This window comes from Pseudomonas sp. 10C3 (assembly GCF_036346185.1).
Classification (GTDB): domain Bacteria; phylum Pseudomonadota; class Gammaproteobacteria; order Pseudomonadales; family Pseudomonadaceae; genus Aquipseudomonas.
On record NZ_JASJVE010000003.1, the window covers coordinates 1 to 20,850 of the forward strand.

Below are 20,850 nucleotides of genomic sequence, written 5' to 3' on the forward strand. Positions count from 1 at the left end.
AGATGTGTATAAGAGACAGAACCTGTAGGCGCGCGCTTGCCCGCGATGCTTTCAGTTGCGAGTCACCAGCGGCGCCAACCGGGCCAGGCGCAACGCCACAGCCAGGGCGATCAGCAGCAGTACGCCGATGAACAGGCCAATGCCATTCCAGCCTGCGTAGTGCCAGAACATCCCACCTGCGGTACCGGCCACGCTGGAGCCCGCGTAGTAACTAAACAAATAGAGCGATGACGCCTGGCCTTTGGCCTTGAGGGCGCGGCGGCCGATCCAGCTGCTGGCGACCGAGTGGGCGCCGAAGAAGCCGAAGGTGAACATCAGTACGCCGACGATCACCACTGGCAGCAGGGTGAACATCGTCAGGGCGACGCCCGCCAGCATCAGCACAATCACCGACCACAAGACTTTGCGCCGTCCGAGTTTATCGGCTAACGCGCCGATTTTCGCCGAGCTGTAGATACCGGACAGGTACACCACGGAGAACAGTCCGACCAGCGACTGGCTCAGGTGGTAAGGCTCAGCCAGCAAGCGATAACCGATGTAGTTGAACAACGTGACGAACGCGCCCATCAGCAGGAAGGCTTCGAGAAACAGCCACGGCAAACCGGCATCGCGAAACTGCAGGGTAAAGCCGTTGAGCAGGCTGCGTGGGTGCAGCGAGCGTGGGCGGAAGTTGCGCGACTCGGGGAGAATCCTCCAGAACACCGCAGCGGCAATCAATGCCAGACCGCCGATGATCAGCATCGCGGTATGCCAGCTGACAAAGTCGACCAGGATCCCCGTGATAAGACGCCCGCTCATACCGCCAATGGCGTTTCCGCCGATGTACAGGCCCATGGCCAGGCCGATGTGCTGCGGATGGATCTCTTCGCTGAGGTAGGTCATGGCGACCGCTGCCAGGCCGCTGAGGGACAGGCCGACCAGTGCGCGTGTCAACAGGATGCCTTCCCAGGTCGGCATCAGTGCGCTGATCATGGTAAACAGCGCGGCGCAAAACAGCGCCGTCACCATCACAGGTTTACGCCCTAGCCGATCCGAAATGGGGCCGGTGATCAGCAAACCAATCGCGAGCATGCCCGTGGCTACCGAAAGAATCAGGCTGCTTTGCGCTGCGTTGATTGAAAACTCATGGGACAGGACCGGCATCATCGGCTGCACGCAGTACAGCAGGGCAAAGGTCGCAAAGCCGCCAGAGAACAACGCCAGCACCGTGCGCATGAACATCGGCGTGCCTTTTTCGATGTAGATCTCGCTCAACGCCATCGCGACATCGCCGGTAGGCGAAGACTCGATATCGTTAGCGTGGGGGTGAGCAGCAATTTTCACAATGGACCTCGGTGGGTCAACGGGTCGGGCAATGTGAAAAAGAATATAGCTCGCTAATGATTCTTTCCAATATATTGTTCGACCTGTTTGATATTTAAAACGACCTAATGGTGAATCCATGGAACTGCGACATCTTCGGTATTTCATTGCGGTGGCCGAAGAGCTGCATTTCGGCCGGGCCGCGCAAGCACTGGGTATCTCCCAACCGCCGTTGAGCCAGCAAATTCAGGCGCTTGAACAGGAGGTAGGGGCGCGGTTGTTCGAGCGCACCAATCGTCGCGTCGAGCTGAGTGAAGCCGGTCGGCTGTTTCTGGCCGAAGCCCGTCTGGTGTTGGCCCAGGTCGACAAAGCGGCCGACGTGGCGCGGCGTGCGCAGTTGGGGCTGTTAGGCGAGCTGAAAATCGGTTTCACCTCCTCGGCGCCTTTCAACTCAAGCATTCCGCAGGTGATTTTTGCGTTCCGTCAGGCCTTCCCGGCGGTTCACCTGGCGTTGCAGGAAATGAGCAGCAAGGAAGTGGCCGAGGCGCTGGTGGATGAGTCGGTGCAGGTCGGCATCATGCGTCCCTTGCCTTTGCCGGAATCGTTGGTCGCCGTGGAGTTGTTCCGCGAACCGCTGGTGGCGATTATACGTGCCGATCACCCGTTGGCGGTGGGCAGTGAAAAAGGCCTGCAGCTGTCGGCGTTGGCGGCTGAACCCTTTGTGTTTTTCCCGCGCTCATATGGCAGCGGCTTGTACGCGCAGTTGATCAACCTGGCGCGCCAGGCAGGGTTCAGCCCGCTGATCACCCAAGAGGCGGGCGAGGCGATGACCATTATCGGGCTGGTGGCCGCAGGGTTGGGGGTGACGGTGTTGCCGGCGTCCTACCAGCGCATGCGTATCGACGGCGTGGTCTACCGAACGTTGCTCGATGCAGAGGCCAATACGGCGGTTTGGCTAGTGCAGCGCCGGGACCAGCATTCACCGATGGCCAAGGCATTCGTCGAATTGTTGACCAAGCAGGCGGTAGCGCTGTAAGAGGCCCCACCTCGTCTTCGCCGCCGTGCTGTCGCGCAGAAAACTGGATCTCGATTCTGCCCGGAGGGCGTAGGAGCTGACTTGTCTGCGAAAAGGGCCGGAGGACCTTCATGCGGTGGTGACGTCAGTCATTTTGCGACTGCTTCGCAGCCGATTCGCAGACAAGTCAGCTCCTACAGGGTATTTGTGGGGCTACTACCAGCGTCGGAAGATCAGTGAAGTGTTCACACCACCAAACGCGAAGTTATTGTTCATCACGAATTGGTTGCTCATATGCCGCGATTCCCCGCGTAAATAATCAAGTTCGGCACAACGCGGATCGACAGCATCGAGGTTGAGGGTGTGGATGTAGCGGTCGCGGTTCATCATCTCGATGCAGAACCACGACTCCAGCGCACCGCAGGCGCCCAGGGTGTGGCCGAGAAAGCTTTTCTGCGAACTGATGGGCATCCGCGCGCCGAACAGGCTGTGGGTCGCCAGGGTCTCTGCAATGTCGCCTTGTTCGGTGGCGGTGCCGTGACCATTGACGTAACCGATGGCGTCGGCACTCAGGTGGGCGTCCTCCAGGGCCAGCTCCATGGCGCGACGCATGGTGGTCTGCTCTGGACGCGTGGCGTGTGCGCCATCGGCGTTGCTGCCGAAGCCAACGATCTCGGCGTGGATGTGCGCGCCCCGGGCCAGGGCGTGTTCCAGTTCTTCGAGGACCAGCATGCCGCCGCCTTCACCGATCACCAGGCCGTCGCGGTCGCTGTCGTAAGGGCGAGGGCTGGTGTGCGGGGCGTCGTTTTTCAGGCTGGTGGCGTACAGCGCGTCGAAGACCATGGCTTCGGTCGGACACAGCTCCTCGGCGCCACCGGCCAGCATCAGCGGCAGGCGACCGAACTTGATCGATTCGTAGGCATAGCCGATGCCCTGGCTGCCGCTGGTGCAGGCGCTGGAGGTCGGTATCAAACGCCCGGTCAGGCCGAAGAAGATGCTGATGTTCGCCGCCGTAGTGTGCGGCATCATCCGCACATAGGAGTTGGCGTTCAGGCCCTCGGCGACGGAGTTGATCAGCATGTTGCCGAACGCTTTGATTTCATCGGTGCTGCCGGTGGACGAACCACAGGAAACGCCCATGCGCCCGTCGCGAATGATCGGGTCGTTGAGCAGGCCCGCGTCGAGCAACGCCTGTTCAGCCGCGCCGACGGCGAGCCGCGACACGCGACCCATGCTGCGCAACTGTTTGCGGGACCAGTGTCCAGGCACCGCGAAATCGTCGATCGGGCCGGCGAGGCGGGTGTTGAGTTCGGTAAAACGGTCCCACTCATCCATCCGCCGAATGCCGCTGCGGTTGGCGTTGAAATTGGCTTCGATACTGGTCCAGTCACTGCCCAGCGATGTAATACCGGCCATGCCGGTAACAACTACGCGCTTCATTAGCACAGGCCTCCGTTGACCGCCAGAACCTGACGGGTGATGTAGGACGCTTCGGCCGACATCAGGAAATTCACGGCACCGGCGACTTCTTCGGGGGTGCCCATGCGTTGCGCGGGGATCATTTTCATCAGCTCATCCACGGGCACATTTTCGTCGAGCATTGCCGTATCGATCAAGCCGGGGGCGACGCAGTTGACGGTGATCTTGCGTTTGCCCAGTTCGATGGCGAGCGCTTTGGCAGCCCCAATGATACCTGCCTTGGAGGCGCTGTAATTTACCTGCCCACGATTGCCGATCAAGCCCGAAACCGATGTGATGCACACTATCCGCCCAGCGGCGCGACGCCTGATCATTGGCATCATTACCGGGTGCAGAACGTTGTAGAAACCATCGAGGTTGGTGCGCATGACCACGTCCCAGTCTTCGTCGGTCAACGCCGGAAAGGCGCCGTCACGGGTCAGACCGGCATTGCAGACAACGCCGTAATAGGCGCCGTGAGTGTCCACATCGGCTTCGAGAATCGCCTTGCACGCAGCCCGGTCGGCGACGTCGAATTGCAGTATGCGCGCTTGTCGGCCCAAGGCCTGGATTTCCCGCTGAACCGCTTCGGCCTCAGTACGGCCGCTACGACAATGCAGGATCAGATCGTAACCGGCCTGGGCCAGACGCAGGGCGATGGCACGGCCGATGCCACGGCTGGAGCCGGTGACCAGTATTGATTCAGTCATGCGCAAACTCCTTCAGCGAGATAGTCAGCGGGCAGGGGTGGGCAATACACGTTAACCCGCGCCATGGCCTTGATGCCGGGGCCGGTCAGGTGGCACTCGAAGACGCCCATGCCGTTGTCATCCTGCAGTGAGCGCAGGGCGTGGATGGTCAGTTCGCTGCCTGCGGGGAAGTGCTCGACGTTGCATTCGAACTTGCGCGTGCCCAACAAAAAGCCGAGTTGGACCTTATGGCCTTGCGCGCGCGCCTTGCAACCCGCGTAGGCGGCAATGCTCTGGGCCATGAGTTCGATCCCGACCCAGGCTGGGAGGCTACCATCGGCGCGGCTGAACAAGCCGCCAGGGCGGACTTTCAGACGGGTGTGAATTTGTTCTTCGTCGAACGTCAGGACCTGATCGATGAGGATCATGTCTCCGGCGTGGGGCACCAGTTCGGCAATCGGCCAATCGATCATGGGGCGTCTCCTATAATCAGGCTGACGTTATTGCCGCCGAAGGCGAAGGAATTGCTCATCAGTCGGCGTGGTCGGGTGTGCAGCAGGCGCTGGCCGGGCTCAACCCATTTCAAAGCGGGCAGTTGGGAATCGGCTTCGCCGTCCCAGAGGTGCGGTGGCAATGCCTGTTGCGTATTTTCCGGGGCCAGGCTCAGCCAGCAGAATGCTGCTTCCAGCGCTCCGGCAGCGCCGAGGGTGTGGCCGCTCATGGGTTTGGTTGATGAACAGGGCACGCCGTCTGGAAAAATCGCCTGCACGGCGAAGCTTTCCATCGCGTCATTGTGCTGCGTGGCGGTGCCGTGCAAGTTCAGGTAATCGATCTGCTCTGCATGCAGGCCGGCATTGTTCAGCGCTTTTTGCATGGCTTGGCGCGCGCCGCGACCACTGGGTTCCGGTGCGGAAATATGGTGGGCATCAGAGCTCGCGCCCGCACCGAGCAGGGCAATCGACGTGGCACCGCTGGCCTCGCGGGTCATGAGGTACAAGACCGCTGCCTCGCCGATGTTGATCCCGTTGCGATTGCGCGAAAATGGATTGCAGCGCTGTTCCGATACCGCTTCCAGTGCGGAAAACCCGTTCAGCGTCAGCTTGCACAGGGTGTCTACGCCACCGCACAGTACCGCGTCGCACACCCCCATGTCCAGCAAGCGCCGCGCACTGAGCAGCGCCCGCGCGCTGGAGGTGCAGGCGGTGGAAATGACGTAAGCCGGGCCGCTGAGTTGCAGCCAGGCCGCGAGGAAATTCGCCGGGGCGCTGAGTTCCTGTTGCTGATAGTCATAATCGCAGGGGAATCGCTGCTCGCGCAGATACATCGCAATGCCACGACTGGCTTCATCGATCCCCGAGGTGCTGGTGCCGAGAATCACGCCGATACGCGAGCGGCCATAGCGTTCAATGGCTTGCTGGATATCGTCTTTGATTTGCAGGGCGGCGGCCAGCAGGAGTTGATTGTTGCGGCTGCTTTGCTGGCCCAACTCGGGAGGAATCTGAGGTAATACGTCGTGTACGGCACCGACCGGCAAGCGCCGACCCGGAACCCAGTCGTTCTCGTCGACCATGCCTGAGTCATCGCCTGCGAACAACCTGCGCGCGACCTCGGTTTTGTTATTGCCCAGGGCGCAAATCAACCCCAGGGCATTGAGGTAGGCGGTCATGGCGTGGCCTCGTCATTCAACGGGCTGACGTTGTAACTCAGGCCCTGCTCCAGCCGCAGACTGAAGACCTGCGGTTGACGGTAATCGACGCGCCAGCGCGTGCCCAAGTTGCGTTGGCGGGCCTGGGATTGCGCGGCAGGATAGCGGCTGCGTAACTCAGGGGCCGGCGTCAGGGCGAACAGCAGCGCGGCGAACAGCTCGCGTGCTTCCGGATTGGGCGGCAACAGACCATCGGCCTGCCATGTGCCGTTGTTCAAGCGCTGGCGGGCGAGAGGAATGCCCAGCGGGTCGAGCAGCGACCAACGCAAACTGGCCTCTTCTTGCTGGATCACCAACAACCAATCCTGGCGTTGGCCCGCTTGCTCGCGCTGGATGTGCAATTGCAGCGGCAACGGCAGGTGCGGCAGTGTCTCGGGCAGGGGCGCCCGGCTGGCGCAGGCGCACAGCAAAAGAAGGCAAACGCTCAGCAGCAGGCCGCGAATCATCCTGCGCCACCTTGCACGGGTTTGCGCGCGACGACGTTGACCAGGGTTTCTTCGCGCTGACCGAAGGGCGCGGGGCGGCGCAGTCCAAAGCGCTCCAGCAGGCCGAAATCCTTTGAACGACTCCACCATAAATACGGGTACGAAACAGTGTGCGGGCCGAACTCAAAGCCCTGTCCGCGCAGCATGTCGAGGTATTGCCCGGCGCTCTTCTGCACCTGCATCGGATGGCGGAACAGCCAGCGGATCACCCAGGTATCGATGTAGGCCTTGGTCGATTCGGCGAACAGCAGATAACCGCCCGGCTTCAGCACCCGATAGAACTCGGCGAGGGCCTGTTCTTGCTCCACCAGATGGTGAAAAGTCTGGTGGCAGAACAGCAGGTCGACGCTGGCATCCGGCAGTTGCAAGTGCGCGCAATCGCTGCCGATCAGTTCGACATTGATGCCTTGGCGCATCGCTTCATCGCGGCTCACGGACAGGCTTTGCGGGTCGGCATCCACGCCCAGTAAACGCGCCGGGGCGAACACCTGCTGCAAGTAGCGGAAGGATTTCCCCTGGCCACAGCCCGCATCCAGGAGCACGGCGTCAGCCGGTGGCGCGATGCCGGGCGCGCCTTGATCAAAGAGCCTACGCAAATCATTGATCGCCACGCGCAGGACGTGGTGCTGCCACGTGTGGCTGCGCAGGAACCATAAGCCGAAGCGGGTTTCCTCGACGAAACTGTCGCTCAGGTAGGCGCTGCTCATTGGGCTGTGCTCGCGCAGACTTCCGAGATCACCCGCAAGCGGCGCTTGGCTTCGCTGACAAAGGGGTTGCGTTCATCCCAGGCATAACCCGCGAGGATTGCACTGATCATGCGGCGGATTTCCGGAGGACTGTCGGAATGGAAGATCACATCCTGGAAGGTGCCTTCGTACCAGCCTTCGACATAGGCACGGAACGTGTCGACGCCGCGCTTGAGCGGCACGGAGAACTCGGTGTGCCAATCGACGGTTTCGCCTTGCAACTGACGATGCAGCAGGCCGGCAGCCATGCTTGCCGAGCGCATAGCGATGGTCACGCCGGAAGAGAACACCGGGTCGAGAAACTCTGCCGCGTTACCCAGCAGAGCGAAGCCCTGGCCGTGCAGGGTTTTGACGTTGGCCGAATAACCATTGATGGCGCGCGCCGGGGTATCCCACACAGCGTTTTGCAGCAGGCCAGAGAGGCTTGGTGTTTCGTCGATAAACGCCCGCAGGCAGGCCTCCAGATCCTCTGGCTTGCGTTGAAAGTGCTCGGCCGAAGCGACCACGCCCAACGAGCAGCGGCCATCGCTGAACGGGATCAGCCAGAACCAGATGTCGCGATGCGTGGGGTGAATGCTGACGAGGATCTTCTCGCGGTCGAATTGCATGTCATCAATGCGGTCTTCGATGTGGGTAAACACCGCCTGGCGAATCGGAAAGTTCGACGGTGCTTCCAGGTCGAGCAGTCGCGGCAGTACCCGGCCATAGCCGCTGGCATCCAGCACGAAGTCCGCTTCGAGGGTGTACTCACTGCCATCTTCGCGGCGTGCGCGCAGCTGCGGTTGCGGGCCATCGAAATTGGCTGCAGTGATTTCTTCCAGATAGCGAATTTCTACGCCTTGCAGTTCAGCCTGATCGGCGAGCAACTTGTCGAAGGTGGCGCGTTGCACCTGGAACGTGGTCGGCTTGCCGTTGCTGAAGGTGTCGCCAAAGTCGAAATGGGTGTAGCGCTCGCCCCAGGCGAAGGCCGCGCCGTTTTTTACTTGAAAACCAGCGGCCTCCACGGCGTCGAGCATGCCGGCTTCTTCGACGAAATCCAGGCAGTGCGAGAGCAGGCTCTCGCCAATGGAGAAGCGTGGGAAAAGCTGGCGCTCAATGATCAGCACGTCGTGTCCCTGACGCTTGAGCAGTGCCGCAGCGATTGCGCCAGAGGGACCGGCACCAATTACTACGACCTGGCGTCTTTCCATTTCAGCTGTTGGCACAAGGGCTCCTTGCCTGTTCGGCGGGTTTGACAATCATTCGGTTCATGCCCGCGAATGCGGGCATCAGGGTCGCGATCAAGCCCATCAGCATCAGCGCGAAGTACAGCGCAGGACTGATCAGCTGTTGTTGCAGCAGCAGGTTGAGGAAGACGATCTCACTCAACCCGCGAATATTGAGCAGCAGGCTTTCACGCCAGCGGCTTGCGCCAGTAAACGACGGCGTAGCCCAGCGCAGACCGAGCCAGTTGCCGAACACTTTGCTGGCAATCGGCAGCGCCAGCAGCGCGCCGAGTTGCAGCCAACTGAGGCTGCTTACCGCGCTGTGAACGTTGATCTGGACGATCCCGAACGTCAGGATCAGGGGGATTGCCAGTGTGTTCTGCAGGCGTTTGAACCGTTCGGGGCTTAGTGGCAGTACGAAGGGTTGCTTGAGCCAGGCCATGCAAAACAGGTAGCCGATACCCAGGATCAAGGCGTTGAGTTTGTAGTGCTCGGCGACCACCAGCAGTGCGAAAAAGGTCAGGCTATAGACCCATGGCTGGCGCAGACGCAGCGCCCTGAAGAGCAACGGTACGCAGGCGCCCAGCAGCGGTAGCAACAGGCTGCTAAGGTGCAGGCTGCCTTGGGCGATGGCGAACAGACTCCAGCAGGTCAGGTCGATCAGGATCGCAGTCTGTACCAGGCGTCGGGTCGCCGCAGGTGGGTAGTCGATGTGGTGCAGGTATAAAAACAACACGGGAATCGCCGTGATTGCGAACACCAGGCCGACCGCCAGCGAACTTAGCCACGCTTGCTCCGGCAGCAGCCAGAACGCGCACGCCAGCCCGCAGCAGAAGGGCACGCAAAAGCTCGGCACGGCGATTTTCAGGCTTTGCCGGTCCATGTCCAGCTCGATCACGTCGCTGAGGATGTGCCCAAGCACGAGGGCGAAACCCAGGCCGTACAGGCTCTTCAACCAAACGGGCTCCACCAGTTGTGCGCCGCTGAGTTGCCAATGCGGCTCGATCCAGAACACCATCAGCAACGGCAGGCCGAACGTCGCCAGGAGCAATTGGCTGACGATGGGAATCAGGCCAACGTAGCGACCCAGGCGTGTCGCCAGCGCAAACATCAGCAAGGCCAGCAGCCAGAACAGCGCGATCATCATGCTGCCGACTCGGCGATGGCGGGTGTATGCGGTTGACGACCGGCCCACGGGGCGAGCATGAAGCTGAACGCCAGGCCGAGGCTTACGGACAGGCCGAAGTTGCTCACCGCAGGCGTGCTGGAAACCGCCAGCAGGCCGAACGACAGCCAGGTGGTGACGGCGGCGAGCAGGGTGCCGAGCAGGCTGACCGCCGCGCCGCCGACCTGCTCACGCATCAGGATCGCGTAATCGACGCTGATGGCTGTGACCAGGAGCAGCCCGAACAGGCTGAACAAGGTCAGCGGCTGACCCAGCCAGCCGAGGCTTGCCAGGCTGCACAGTGCCGCCAACAGTGGCAGGGCGACGATCCGCAGGGCGCCACTGAGACCGAAGGGCAGAATCAACAGCAACACGATCAGGCCACAGGACAACAGCTTGAGCTCCGCAGCGCTGATTTGGGTGGCGGCGAACACGTTGTTCAGATCGCCGAGACGGTCCACCAGTTGCACGCCCTCAAGGTCCAGCGCCTGTACGCGTAACAATGCCGGGTTGTTCAAGCCCTGCAGGCTGACCATGCCGGCCACGCCATCAGGTGTAGCCCCCAGCCACAGCCCGCGCCACGGTTCGCCCAAAGGACCGGCCAACGCCATGTCGATGTCCTCAGTCGGTAGTGCCTGCAAGCGTGCCAGCTCTGCTTGCAGCGCACTGGCCGGTACGCCCAGCTCAATCAGCGGCTGCCAATACAACGGCAGTTTGCCCAGAGCATCGCGCACGCGGCGTTGCTCTTCGGGCGGACTGAGCAATTGGTTAAGCGCCAAGTAGCCCTGCAACTTGTCGAGGCTGATCAGTTGGTCCAGCCGCTGGCTCAGCTTGGTCTGCCGTTCGAGCAATTGCTGCTGATCGGCGGCGCGCACAAGGAAGAACTGACTGGTTGGCTGATAGCCGGTGATACGGGCAATGGTTTGGGCTTCGGCCAGCAATTGCGGCGGCGCGCTGATCCATTGGCGGATGTCGTTTTTGCTGGTCAGTTGCCACAGCCCGGCGGCACAGAATGTGAGCAGCAGCCCCAGCAACACGGGCGTGCCGATGCGGCCGAGCAGGGCTTCACGCATGCTCAACAAGCACTCAGCGATACGCAGCGGCCAGGTGGCCGGACGCAGCTCCATGTTGTTGAGCATCGCTGGCAGCAGGCACACCGCAGTCAAATAGGCGCCGACCAGCCCGGCAGCGGAGAACACCGCAATTTGGGTCAGGGCCGGGAAAGGCGTCCAGGCCAAGGCCAGATAGCCGATGCAACTGGTGGCCAGACTCAGGCTCAAGCCCGAGAGTGTCAGGCGCAAGGCTGGCCAACTGCGCCAGGACTTCATGCTCCAGCTTTTCGACAGGTAATGCAGCGGGTAATCCACCGCGACCCCGATCAGGCTGGAACCCAGCACCAGGGTCATCACGTGCATGTGGCCGAACAGCGCCACGCAGGCCACCGCGCCGAATAACATGCCCACCACCACTGGCACGAATGCCAGCAGTACGCGCCAGCGCCGAAACGCCAGCAGCAGCAGCAACAAAATACCCAGCGTGGCGCCGCCGCCGACCCAGGTGATTTCCCGGGAGGCTTGGCGTTGGCCCTCGGCGGCGTATAGCAAACCGCTGGCGGCGAGCAATTGCGCGTCAGCCTGGCGGGCTTGTTCGCGCGCGGCACTGAGCAGGTCGGCGACCTGCAGGGGCAAGTGCATGTCGAATGCATTGCCTCGGGTTCGTGCGCGCAGCAACACCCAGCTTTTACCGTCGGCGTTGGCGATCAACGCGCCACTGCCGAGATCCAGCTGCACGGAACCATGCTGCGGCTGGCTGTTTTGGATACGCCCGGTCAGGCCGAGCCAGTCATCCTGGCTGGGCACCAGACTGAAGCCGGTGAAGGGGTCGAACAGACTCTGTACGCGTTGCTGAATGAACGCTTGCGGTTGCTCGATCAACTCGCTGCGGTCGGCGGGCGACAACATCGCCAGTCGCCCCTGGAGCAATTGCTGGCGCAGCCCCGGGATGTCGGTTTGCAGGTTCCATTGAACCTTCTCGAACAACCCGCTGGCCTGCCATTTTTCGCCCAGCTGTTGGGCCAGATCGATGGCGTGCTGGCGATCCGCGTGGCCAACCAGCACCAGCATCTCGCGGTTGAGGGGTTCTTGCATGCGTTCTTCGGCGCGCAGTTCCAGGGCATCCGGGGTTGAGCCGGGCACCAGCTCCATCAAGTTCGCCGACAGTGGAGGACCGTTGCGCCATTGCCAGCCAGCCAGGGCCAGCATGGCCAGCAAGAGTACCAGGAACAGGCGCGGCATCCAGCGTTCAAACGACTGGCGTCTAGTCAACAAAGTCATGGTGCTCCGCATCGCTCAAGGTGCCAGCGGCGCTGCTGTTGATCATGCGTAGCAGGGTGCTGTCACCCTGAGTTTCAAGCAGTTCGATACGCTGAACCAGTTCGCCGCCGTCAATATTGATTTGTTTGAACACCTGTTGCAGCAGCAACGAGCGCGGGGTCAGGGTCAGTTGCCACGCCTGTGCATCGCCTTTAAGTTGCAGGTCGAAATCGCGTTGCAGGCCACTGCTGTCGCCTTGCAGTACGGCGAGGAACAGCCGGTTTTGCTCGGCGCCTGCGCTCTTGTTCGGCAGCAATTGCCAACCATTGGCATCGCGGCGGGCGATCCCGACGGTACTGATTCGATAATCCTGTTTCAGCGGTGTCGCCAGCAGCCAGAGCAGGCCATAGTCCTTGGCGAGGACGAATTTACCCTTGCTGGTCAACGGCTGGGGCAGGGCGCGCAGGTGTTTTTCCTGAATGAAATCGCCATGAATCACTGAGGGTTTCCCCAGTTGCGTGCTCAGTTGTTGCAGGTCAAAGGCGTTGGCCAGCGATGACAGACCAAGCAGCGCAACGGCGAACAACAGGTGGTAAAGGCGGTTCATGGCAGCGCTCTCTGTACCGCATCGGTGAACACTTTGGGCGATGCCAGTTGCATGTCGTGGCTGGTAATCTCCACGGCCACTTGAATCGTGGTGGCGCGGGTCATGCGCTCGCCCGTGACGGCGTCGCTGATCAGGTAGTTGATCTTCAAGCGGTTCTCCCACTCCACCAGACTGGCGCGAACGTTAAGCTTCTGGCCGAAAACTGCGCCGCGTATATAACGTAATTGCAGGTCAATGACCGGCCAGGCGTAGCCGGAATCGAGCATCTGCTGGTAGTTGTGGTCCAGTTGGTCGAGCAGCGCACAGCGGGCGACTTCCAGGTACTTGATGTAATGGCCGTGCCAGACCACGTTCATCATGTCGATGTCGAAAAATGGCACCTGGATTTCGGTGTCAGTGTGGATCAGGCCCTTACTGCGCATGCAGCCTCCAGTGGCGGTCGGCGATCCGCTGCATGCACAGCCGCAGTTCGCCATCCAGCGCACGGTCTTCGATCACGGGCGGGAAGTCTTTACTCAGCTGCTCGTGCATGGCTGCCAGCGCGGGCGGCAGGGGCCGAGCATCGTCAGCCTGACTGCGCAGCCAGACACCTTGGTTGGCCGCGAGCAAGGTGGCGGCGGCTACTTGCTCGGTCAGCTCCAGTACGCGGATCGCATCACGGGCGGCGATGGTGCCCATGCTGACCTTGTCCTGGTTATGGCATTCGGTGGAACGCGAGAACACGCTGGCCGGCATGGTGTTTTTCAAGGCTTCGGCTGTCCAGGCACTGGTGCCGATCTGCACTGCCTTGAACCCGTGGTTGAGCATTGCCCGCTCAGCGCTGGCGCCTGACAGGTTGCTTGGCAGGCCGTGGCTGTAACGCACGTCCACCAGCAATGCCAGTTGCCGATCCAGCAGGTCGGCGACGTTGGCTACCAGGGTCTTGAGGCTGTCCATGGCGAACGCGATGTGGCCGCCATAGAAGTGGCCGCCATGCAGTACGCGTTCGGCTTCAGCGTCGATGATCGGGTTGTCGTTGGCGCTGTTCAGCTCGATTTCGATGAATGAACGCAGCCAGTTCAGGCTGTCGGCCAACACGCCCAGGACATGGGGGGCGCAACGCAGCGAATAGCGATCTTGCAAGCGGTGCAAGGGCGCGGTCGGTGCATCGATGGCCAGGTCCTGGCGCAACCAGGCGGCGACTTGCATCTGCCCTGGGTGTGGCTTGGTGGCAAACAGGCGTTCATCGAAATGCTCGGGATTGCCCTGCAAGGCCACCACGTTCATGGCGGTGATGCGGGTCGCCAGTTGCAGCAGGTAATCGGCGCGGGCGAAGGCGAGGCAGGCGATGCCGGTCATGACTGCGGTGCCGTTCATCAAGGCCAGCGCTTCTTTCGGGCGCAGGACCAACGGCTCCCAGCCCAACTCGCGGTGCACGTCAGCGGCCGCGCGGCGCTCGCCACGGAACATCACTTCGCGCTCACCGGACAAGGTCGCGGCCACGTAAGACAGCGGCGTCAGGTCACCGCTGGCGCCCACTGAGCCTTCTTCCGGGATCTGCGGCAGGATGTCTTGGTCGATAAAGGCCTGAAGGCGCTCCAGCAACTCCACGCGCACCCCGGAAACGCCCATGCACAGCGACTGCAACCGCGCAGCGAGTACCGCACGGGTCGCTTGTGCGTCGAGCATTTTACCGAGACCGCAGCCGTGGAACGTGTACAAGTGACGTGGCAGCGCTTCGACGTGCTGCAACGGCACCGCGACGACACAAGAGTCGCCATAACCGGTGGTTACGCCATAGATCACGCCTTCCTTGTCCAACAGGGAATCAAGAAATTGCGCGCCTTTGGCGATGCGCAGGCGAAATGCGCTGTCGTTTTGCAGCTGCGTCGGCACTTGGCGATTGGCCAGGAGCAGCACCTCTTCAATACGCAACGGCCGTTCGCCGAAGGTTACCGGTTCAAGCGCTTGGATCGTCATCGGTCTTCCAGAATGAGTAGAAGTTGAACCACTGATGTGGTGCCTCAAGGCAATAATGGGCGAGGCGTGCGGCGTAGCGCTGGACATGTCCGGCGACCACCTGCTCGCGATTACTGCGCCGCCATTTAATGCGCTCGGCGAAAGGTTCGAGAATGACGCGATAACCGCTGGCGCCCTTCAGGCAGAAAATCAGATTGATCGGGCATTGCAGCAAGCCCGCCAACAGCCATGGGCCCTGCGGGAATGCGGCGGGGTGGCCAAGGAAATCCACCCGTACATTGCGCCCGCCATGCAGGGGGACGCGGTCGCCAGCAATGGCCAGCCATTCACCGTTATCCAGGCGTTGGCTCAATTGCAGCATGATCATCGGGTTCAGCTCGCTGACCTGAATCAGGCGCAGATTAGTGGCCCCCGCTTCACCCAACAGGCGATTGAAGCGTTCGGCGTGCTTGGTGTGCACCAGCACGTTCATGGTGACCCGTTCACCCAGTTCGGCCAGCGCGCGGCAGACTTCGAGATTGCCCAGATGGGTGCCGACCAGCATTTGCCCGCGCCCACTGCGCAACTGGTTGCGCAGCAAGTCGTGATCGACAATCGTGATCTGGTCCAGCGTGAGCTTGCCGTTCCATACGTCGAGCTTGTCCAGCAGTGCATCGGCGAAGGCCATGAACTGCTTGAACACGCTCCGCCGGGTGGGGCGTAGCGCCGATTGTCTGCTCCAGCTGGCCAGGTACTGCTGGTATTGCCAGGCATTCTGTCGGGCGCCAGGGCCAAATACGAAGAAGTACAGGACGATGCCGTACAGCACGGGAGTCAGCAGGCGTCGCCCGAAATGACGCACGCCCCAGGCCATCAGTTTCATCAGCAGAAAGCTGCCACGCTCCTGATGAGCGGCCCAATGTTTTTTGGCTTCGTTCGTCGGCTCACTCATGTCGCCACCGACGCCACAGGATCAGCGGCATACGCACCAACATGCCGAAGAACAGTTTGGTGTGCATTTTCGTGATCAGTACGTTGTCGCGGAACAGCCGGAAGTGCGACACCCCGTCCAGCGGGTAATGAACACGGGTCGGCAGCCAGCGCATTGGCTGATTGCGCCAGGACAGGCGCACTAGGATGTCCGAGTCGAAGTCCATCCGCGTGCCCACCTGCACCGAGTCGATCAGCTTGATAGTCGGTGCCAGGGGGTAGAGCCGGAAGCCACACATCGAATCGCGAATCTGAAACGACAGGGTGTTGACCCAGACCCAGAAGTGGGTCAGGTAGCGTGCATACAGGCGAACCTTGGGCACGCTGGCGTCGTACTGCGGATAGCCGCAAATCACCGCCAGGGGAGCACGGCGCGAGGCGTCGAGAAACAGTGATACGTCGTTCAGGTCATGTTGACCGTCGGCATCCACTTGCAGTGCATGACTGAAACCCAGGCGCGCAGCTTCGCGGAAACCGGTCATCACCGCGCCACCTTTGCCTTGGTTGATCGGCAGGCGCACCAGATAGACGTTCTCTTCTCCGGCCAGCGCTTGCAGCACCGCCGCGCAACTCGGGCTGCTGCCGTCGTCGACCAGCACACAGGGTAGGCCTGCCTTCAGCAGTTCATGCACGACGGCGGACACCGTCCGTTCGTGGTCATAGACCGGGATCACCGCGCAAGGGCTATGCATGCTCAGCCTCCAGCACGATACGGCCACTGGAGCAGGCAGCTTCTGTGTTGCGGTAGGAGAAATACAGTTTGCTGCGCTCGGCATCGAAACGCAGGGTCAGCGCAACCTGATCGCCGGGGCGCACCAGTTGCTGGAACTTCAACACTTCCATGCCTGCAAATCGCGGTGGCAGATCCAGCAGGCGCCGGCCCAGACTCAGCGCCCAATCGACCTGCACCACGCCCGGCAGTACCGGGGTTTGCGGGAAGTGTCCGCTGAAATAAGCCAGGTCCGCGGGAATGATCAAGTCAAGGTGCCACTCGCCGCCTACTTGCTGCTGGCTGAGCAGTTCCGGCTCTTTGGGACGCGCAGCAAGCAACAGGACTTCGACCTCGGCCTGTGGCAGTTTGCCTTGGGCGTTGAGCGGTAGCTGGCGCAGCAGTCGCCAGCGCCTCGGTAGGGAGATGGCCTCGCAATACGGGCGCAAATGGCGGCGCAGTTGCTCGGTCAGCGTACGTCGGCCTTGATTGCGCAAGGCATGCAGACCGCTTTCGCTGAGAACCACCAACGCGCCGAGGGACGCCCGGTTCTCTTGAACCACGCCCAGACGCACCTCGCTGACCCACTCATGTGCCGCCAGCGCGTGTTCCAGTTGCGGCAGGGAAATACGCTTTTCTTCAAGCTTGACGATGCGGTCCAGCCGGCCGAGCAATTCAAAACGTCCGTCAGCGCTGAAGCGCGCGGCGTCGGCCGTGTGTTCGACATGGCCAACAGGCAAGTAAGGGGACTCGATCAGCAGGGCGCCGTCGCTGTCCTGGCTCAGTTGCACTCCTTCAAAACCCTGCCACAGGCTGTCGCCCTGACGCCAGGCGATGCCGCCGGTTTCCGAACTGCCGAGGATTTCGGTTGGCCATTGGCCCAAACGCTGCTGCAAGCTGCGCGCGGCTTCGGCGGGCAGCGCACCGCCCGAAGAGAATACGCGGCGCACGCTGCTCAAGGCCGGCCAATCGAGGTTGTCGCCCATGCGCTTGAGCAGTGCCGGACTGGCGACCCAGGCGAATGTCGGATGTTCGCGACTGGTTCGCTGTAAATCTTCGGGGAATGGCAGCTGCTTGCGCACAAAACTGCGTCCGGCACACAGCGGCCACAGCACCCGGAACAGCAAGCCGTAAATATGCTGGGTGGCAACGCTGCCGATGATGCAGGACGTGCCGAGGTCGGCGCCCCACAGCGCTTCCAGTGCTTTGACTTCATTGGCCAACTGGCGCAGACGCTTTTCGATCAGCTTCGGTTCGCCACTGGAGCCTGACGTGCACAGGCTCAGGCGACAAGTGTCGAGGTCCAGCGCGGCGGGCGACAGCGGCGCGGCGTGTAATTCATCCAGGTGTGTGTCGCCCACCTGATCGCTGAGCCACAGGTCGACGTCGTTCGACCAGCGCTCGCGGGTTTGTGCTTGCAGGTCTGCGGGCAATAACACGCTGACACCGGCACGCCATGCGCCGAACAAGGCCACGGCCAGCTGACCGGCGTCTTCCAGATGCAGCGCAAGGCGCTTGACGTCTCGGGCCTGGAGACCGGCGGCAACACTCAGGGCCTGCTCGCAGAAACGGGCGTGGTCCAGGGCGGGGGCCATCGTCAGTTCGCGGGCAGGCAAAGCCTCGAGCAACAGGTGCTCAAGTGGTATCCAATTCATGCGCGACCTCTTACACGTTGACGCAACAGCCATTCACCGGCAAACAGCAGGCCCATCAGGCCATAAGCGATCAAGCCGTTGTACAGCGTCCACCAACTCAATGGCGCCCACAGGGTCAACGCCGCTGCGAGCAGGCCATTACACAGAAAAAACAGGCTCCAGACCTGGGTCACCTGTCGGGTGTAGCGGATCGCGATCACGGGCAAGTCAGGCTCGCTCAGGCGTGCCAATCGCTCGATGACGGGTGGGCCATAGATCAGGCTGAGGCCGAACAGACTCAACATGAATCCGCTGACGAGCACCGGGTACCAGCGCAGTAATAACGGGCTATTGAACAGCCCCAGCAGCAGGCAAAAACCCAGGGCGACAACGGCCGTCAACACGCTGCCAGGACGGCGTTTTCCCGTCAGCGCCCGCGCCAGCCATAGCCCTCCGAGCAGCAAGGCAAACTGCCAAGGGGCGAAATGTTCAATGCCGAAATACACCGCAAAGGGGTAAAGCACGCCAGCCAACAGCAGGCCAAGGGCGATCAGCCGACTCATGCGGTCGGATTGACCAGGCGGTAAACCGCCTCGACCACATCGTTGACGGTGCGTACGGCTTTGAAGTCTTCAGCGGCGATTTTCTTCCCGGTCTTGCGTTTGATGTGGTCGATCAGGTCCACGGCATCAATGCTGTCAATTTCCAGGTCCTGGTACAGGTTGGCTTGCAGGTTGACTCGCTCAGGCTCAAGTTCGAACAGCTCAACCAGCGCACTGCGCAGGGTGTCGAAGATGTCTTCACGGGTTTGCATTGTTATTCCTCAGGCCGCTTGTCTGGCGCTGACGAACGCCGCAAGGCTGTCCACGCTGGTGAAGTGATTACGGGTATCTTTGGCGTCGGCGTCGATCTTGATGCCGTAACGTTTCTGAATCGCCAGGCCCAGCTCCAGGGCGTCTACCGAATCCAGGCCAAGGCCTTCGCCGAACAGGATCTGATCGTTGCCGATGTCATGGGTGCTGATGTCTTCGAGGCCCAGGGCGTCGATAATCAGCTGTTTAATTTCCAGGTGCAGATCGCTCATCTTTGGCGAGCTCCTTGATGAAGTACTGATGCAGATAATCGTTGAGCTTGCGCGAGGCTATGGGTGCCGGGCCAAGCACAGCAAAGGCTTGTGGATCTATATCGGCCCCAACGCGCAAACTGAAGTGCGCCCGGCGCTTTGGGATGCGATACCAGGGCTGGGCTTTAGTCAGGGTGCTGGGATTGACTTGGATCGTCACCGGGGTAATGAGTTTCGCACCTCGCAGTGCGATTGAGGCTCCGCCACGATGAAAGGCAGGCACCTGCCCCGGCGTGGTGCGCGTGCCTTCCGGGAAAATAATCAGTGTCTGCCCGCTGCGTAGAGCGTCTGCGGCAGCATCGAGCATCTCCATGCTGCCATCATTGCTGATGTAATCGGCGGAACGCACCGGCCCCCGGGTAAAGGGGTTCTGCCACAAACTCTGTTTGACCACGCAATTGGCATTGCGCACCAACCCGATCAGAAATACCACGTCGATCAGCGACGGATGGTTGGCAATGATCATCTGGCCCGGGCGGCCGAGTTTTTCCGCGCCCTGGACGTCATAGGTCAGCACGCCGGTGCGTGCCATAAATCGGATGAACCGCCAGAGCAGCCAACTGATCGTGCGTCGGGCGCGGGACCGATGGCGTTGCGCATCGCCGGGCAGGCAGCTCAACAAAGGGAAAAACACCAATCGCAGGCACAGGCCGACCACCCCGAAAAGGGCAAAGCTCAGGGCGGTAGCCAGCAGGCGCCAATAATAGGCGTCGCGGCGCTTGCTCAGCGGGTCCGTTGCCAGGTCCACAATCGGTTTTTCCATGAATGTTGGCAGGTGGTCTGCTCGCTCGTTAACGTGCGCAACAGGTTGAGGGCGTGAGGCCACTCTGTATGGGACATGTTTTCGCTGCCGGTGCTCAGGCACAACTGCCAGTCGGTGCCAGGGGTCAGCAGCAGCCCTACCGCGTAGGGAAAGGGCACGTCCTCGATCCAGTCGGCATAAGCTGCAGGTGGCTGGTCTTCCGTGACGATCAGCAGCACGGCTGGCGAGCCCTCGGCCAGCAGGGCAACGGCTTCAATAATACCGTGTTCCAGGCCGTCACCCGCTGCAGCCAGCGCCGTCATCTCACTGGTTTCACCGCGCATGATCGACCACAGGCCAATCACGGCATTGTGCACTGAGAGGCTGAACTGGGTGGGCGACAGCGGCTGATTGGCGGCCAGATCGGAGAGGATGTCGAGGGTCCGAGGGGTTTCGCCATGGCGCGAGACGAACACCAGCGGAAGCTGTTCAAGACCTTCAGCCAATGGCCAGCCAACGCTGAAAGCCATCCGCGCCAGGCGACTCAAGCGTCTGCGCTGCATAGCGGGCAAAAACGAGACGTCGGGCGCCATATCCCCACTGTCTAAAAGGGAAGGGCTCAGGCTCCATTGCTGCCAGTCCTCGACCGTTTCCAGGCCGGGGGCCCAGGCGCGCCATTGTGCGATGTTGAACGTGATCACGAGTTTTCTTCCCGCCCCTGCGGGCATGCCTTTCGCTGCGGTTTTCCGAGACAACACCCATTTGAGCACGGTTCGCCGAAACGGCACCCATTCGGGTGAGGCGCTTTAGCCGAGAGGCGCGCATTATCCCGATGGGGCTGATGAGTAGCAAATGCTGTTACGAATAGTTTATTTAGACAAATAGTTCCTTCGTTATGCATTTTTAATTTCGACTTCGCTGTGTAGGAAAATCGCTATTAATTATGTAAGCCTAAGTCCGTTATCGGCGTCTTTTCAGATGAAGCGCTCGCCCTTGTCACCCGCTTTGCTTAGACTCGGGCCCAT

22 protein-coding genes are annotated in these 20,850 nt (G+C 61.3%); 1 reads left to right on the plus strand and 21 read right to left on the minus strand.

The window, feature by feature from the left end:
* Nucleotides 1-51: 51 nt before the first annotated feature.
* A complete protein-coding gene (locus QN399_RS03470) occupies nt 52-1,323 on the minus strand; it encodes an MFS transporter (protein ID WP_322177461.1) in 1,272 nt (423 codons plus the stop codon).
* Between the two features lie 118 nt (nt 1,324-1,441).
* Between QN399_RS03470 and QN399_RS03475 the strand changes: the two genes are divergently transcribed.
* Nucleotides 1,442-2,338 carry a LysR substrate-binding domain-containing protein gene (locus QN399_RS03475; RefSeq protein WP_322177462.1) on the plus strand — a complete coding sequence of 299 codons (897 nt, stop codon included), beginning with the start codon at nt 1,442-1,444 and terminating at the stop codon, nt 2,336-2,338.
* 195 nt (nt 2,339-2,533) lie between these two features.
* Here QN399_RS03475 and QN399_RS03480 read toward each other — a convergent pair whose 3' ends face one another.
* From QN399_RS03480 to QN399_RS03575, 20 genes are read right to left on the minus strand one after another with little or no spacing between them, the layout of a single operon-like run.
* On the minus strand, nt 2,534-3,757 hold the full coding sequence (locus QN399_RS03480; RefSeq protein ID WP_322177463.1) for a beta-ketoacyl-ACP synthase: 1,224 nt from the start codon (nt 3,755-3,757) through the stop codon (nt 2,534-2,536).
* Nucleotides 3,757-4,485 (minus strand): 3-oxoacyl-ACP reductase FabG, encoded by a 729-nt coding sequence (gene fabG, locus QN399_RS03485; protein WP_322177464.1) that lies wholly within the window; start codon nt 4,483-4,485, stop codon nt 3,757-3,759. The genes QN399_RS03480 and fabG overlap by 1 nt, the downstream gene beginning before the upstream one ends.
* On the minus strand, nt 4,482-4,937 hold the full coding sequence (locus QN399_RS03490; RefSeq protein ID WP_322177465.1) for a hotdog family protein: 456 nt from the start codon (nt 4,935-4,937) through the stop codon (nt 4,482-4,484). Before QN399_RS03490 ends, fabG begins: the two co-directional genes overlap by 4 nt.
* Nucleotides 4,934-6,130, minus strand: coding sequence for a beta-ketoacyl-[acyl-carrier-protein] synthase family protein (locus tag QN399_RS03495; protein WP_330200562.1), 1,197 nt, complete (start codon nt 6,128-6,130; stop codon nt 4,934-4,936). The genes QN399_RS03490 and QN399_RS03495 overlap by 4 nt, the downstream gene beginning before the upstream one ends.
* Nucleotides 6,127-6,615: a DUF3261 domain-containing protein gene (locus QN399_RS03500; RefSeq protein ID WP_322177467.1), complete on the minus strand. Its 489-nt coding sequence runs from the start codon at nt 6,613-6,615 to the stop codon at nt 6,127-6,129. Before QN399_RS03500 ends, QN399_RS03495 begins: the two co-directional genes overlap by 4 nt.
* Entirely contained in the window at nt 6,612-7,361 is a 750-nt protein-coding gene (locus tag QN399_RS03505) for a class I SAM-dependent methyltransferase (RefSeq protein WP_322177468.1), read from the minus strand. The genes QN399_RS03500 and QN399_RS03505 overlap by 4 nt, the downstream gene beginning before the upstream one ends.
* On the minus strand, nt 7,358-8,605 hold the full coding sequence (locus tag QN399_RS03510) for an NAD(P)/FAD-dependent oxidoreductase (protein WP_322277910.1): 1,248 nt from the start codon (nt 8,603-8,605) through the stop codon (nt 7,358-7,360). Before QN399_RS03510 ends, QN399_RS03505 begins: the two co-directional genes overlap by 4 nt.
* Nucleotides 8,592-9,752, minus strand: a complete 1,161-nt coding sequence (locus QN399_RS03515) for a sodium:proton antiporter (protein ID WP_330200563.1) — start codon at nt 9,750-9,752, stop codon at nt 8,592-8,594. Before QN399_RS03515 ends, QN399_RS03510 begins: the two co-directional genes overlap by 14 nt.
* The gene (locus tag QN399_RS03520; protein WP_323565999.1) at nt 9,749-12,103 is read right to left on the minus strand and encodes an MMPL family transporter; all 2,355 of its coding nucleotides are present in this window, start codon (nt 12,101-12,103) and stop codon (nt 9,749-9,751) included. The genes QN399_RS03515 and QN399_RS03520 overlap by 4 nt, the downstream gene beginning before the upstream one ends.
* Complete coding sequence (locus tag QN399_RS03525) at nt 12,087-12,689, minus strand: outer membrane lipoprotein carrier protein LolA (RefSeq protein WP_322177472.1); 603 nt, start codon at nt 12,687-12,689, stop codon at nt 12,087-12,089. Before QN399_RS03525 ends, QN399_RS03520 begins: the two co-directional genes overlap by 17 nt.
* The gene (locus tag QN399_RS03530) at nt 12,686-13,111 is read right to left on the minus strand and encodes an acyl-CoA thioesterase (protein WP_322177473.1); all 426 of its coding nucleotides are present in this window, start codon (nt 13,109-13,111) and stop codon (nt 12,686-12,688) included. The genes QN399_RS03525 and QN399_RS03530 overlap by 4 nt, the downstream gene beginning before the upstream one ends.
* A complete protein-coding gene (locus tag QN399_RS03535) occupies nt 13,101-14,648 on the minus strand; it encodes an aromatic amino acid ammonia-lyase (protein ID WP_330200564.1) in 1,548 nt (515 codons plus the stop codon). Before QN399_RS03535 ends, QN399_RS03530 begins: the two co-directional genes overlap by 11 nt.
* Nucleotides 14,629-15,579: a glycosyl transferase gene (locus QN399_RS03540; RefSeq protein ID WP_322177475.1), complete on the minus strand. Its 951-nt coding sequence runs from the start codon at nt 15,577-15,579 to the stop codon at nt 14,629-14,631. Before QN399_RS03540 ends, QN399_RS03535 begins: the two co-directional genes overlap by 20 nt.
* A complete protein-coding gene (locus tag QN399_RS03545) occupies nt 15,572-16,309 on the minus strand; it encodes a glycosyltransferase family 2 protein (protein WP_322277913.1) in 738 nt (245 codons plus the stop codon). Before QN399_RS03545 ends, QN399_RS03540 begins: the two co-directional genes overlap by 8 nt.
* Nucleotides 16,302-17,981, minus strand: a complete 1,680-nt coding sequence (locus QN399_RS03550) for an AMP-binding protein (protein WP_330200565.1) — start codon at nt 17,979-17,981, stop codon at nt 16,302-16,304. The genes QN399_RS03545 and QN399_RS03550 overlap by 8 nt, the downstream gene beginning before the upstream one ends.
* Nucleotides 17,978-18,523, minus strand: coding sequence for a hypothetical protein (locus QN399_RS03555; protein ID WP_322177478.1), 546 nt, complete (start codon nt 18,521-18,523; stop codon nt 17,978-17,980). Before QN399_RS03555 ends, QN399_RS03550 begins: the two co-directional genes overlap by 4 nt.
* On the minus strand, nt 18,520-18,774 hold the full coding sequence (locus QN399_RS03560; protein ID WP_322177479.1) for an acyl carrier protein: 255 nt from the start codon (nt 18,772-18,774) through the stop codon (nt 18,520-18,522). The genes QN399_RS03555 and QN399_RS03560 overlap by 4 nt, the downstream gene beginning before the upstream one ends.
* 9 nt (nt 18,775-18,783) lie before the next feature.
* A complete protein-coding gene (locus QN399_RS03565; protein WP_219064478.1) occupies nt 18,784-19,044 on the minus strand; it encodes a phosphopantetheine-binding protein in 261 nt (86 codons plus the stop codon).
* A complete protein-coding gene (locus QN399_RS03570; protein ID WP_322182993.1) occupies nt 19,019-19,831 on the minus strand; it encodes a lysophospholipid acyltransferase family protein in 813 nt (270 codons plus the stop codon). Before QN399_RS03570 ends, QN399_RS03565 begins: the two co-directional genes overlap by 26 nt.
* Nucleotides 19,807-20,526 carry a beta-ketoacyl synthase chain length factor gene (locus tag QN399_RS03575; protein ID WP_322177480.1) on the minus strand — a complete coding sequence of 240 codons (720 nt, stop codon included), beginning with the start codon at nt 20,524-20,526 and terminating at the stop codon, nt 19,807-19,809. Before QN399_RS03575 ends, QN399_RS03570 begins: the two co-directional genes overlap by 25 nt.
* Nucleotides 20,527-20,850 lie beyond the last annotated feature (324 nt).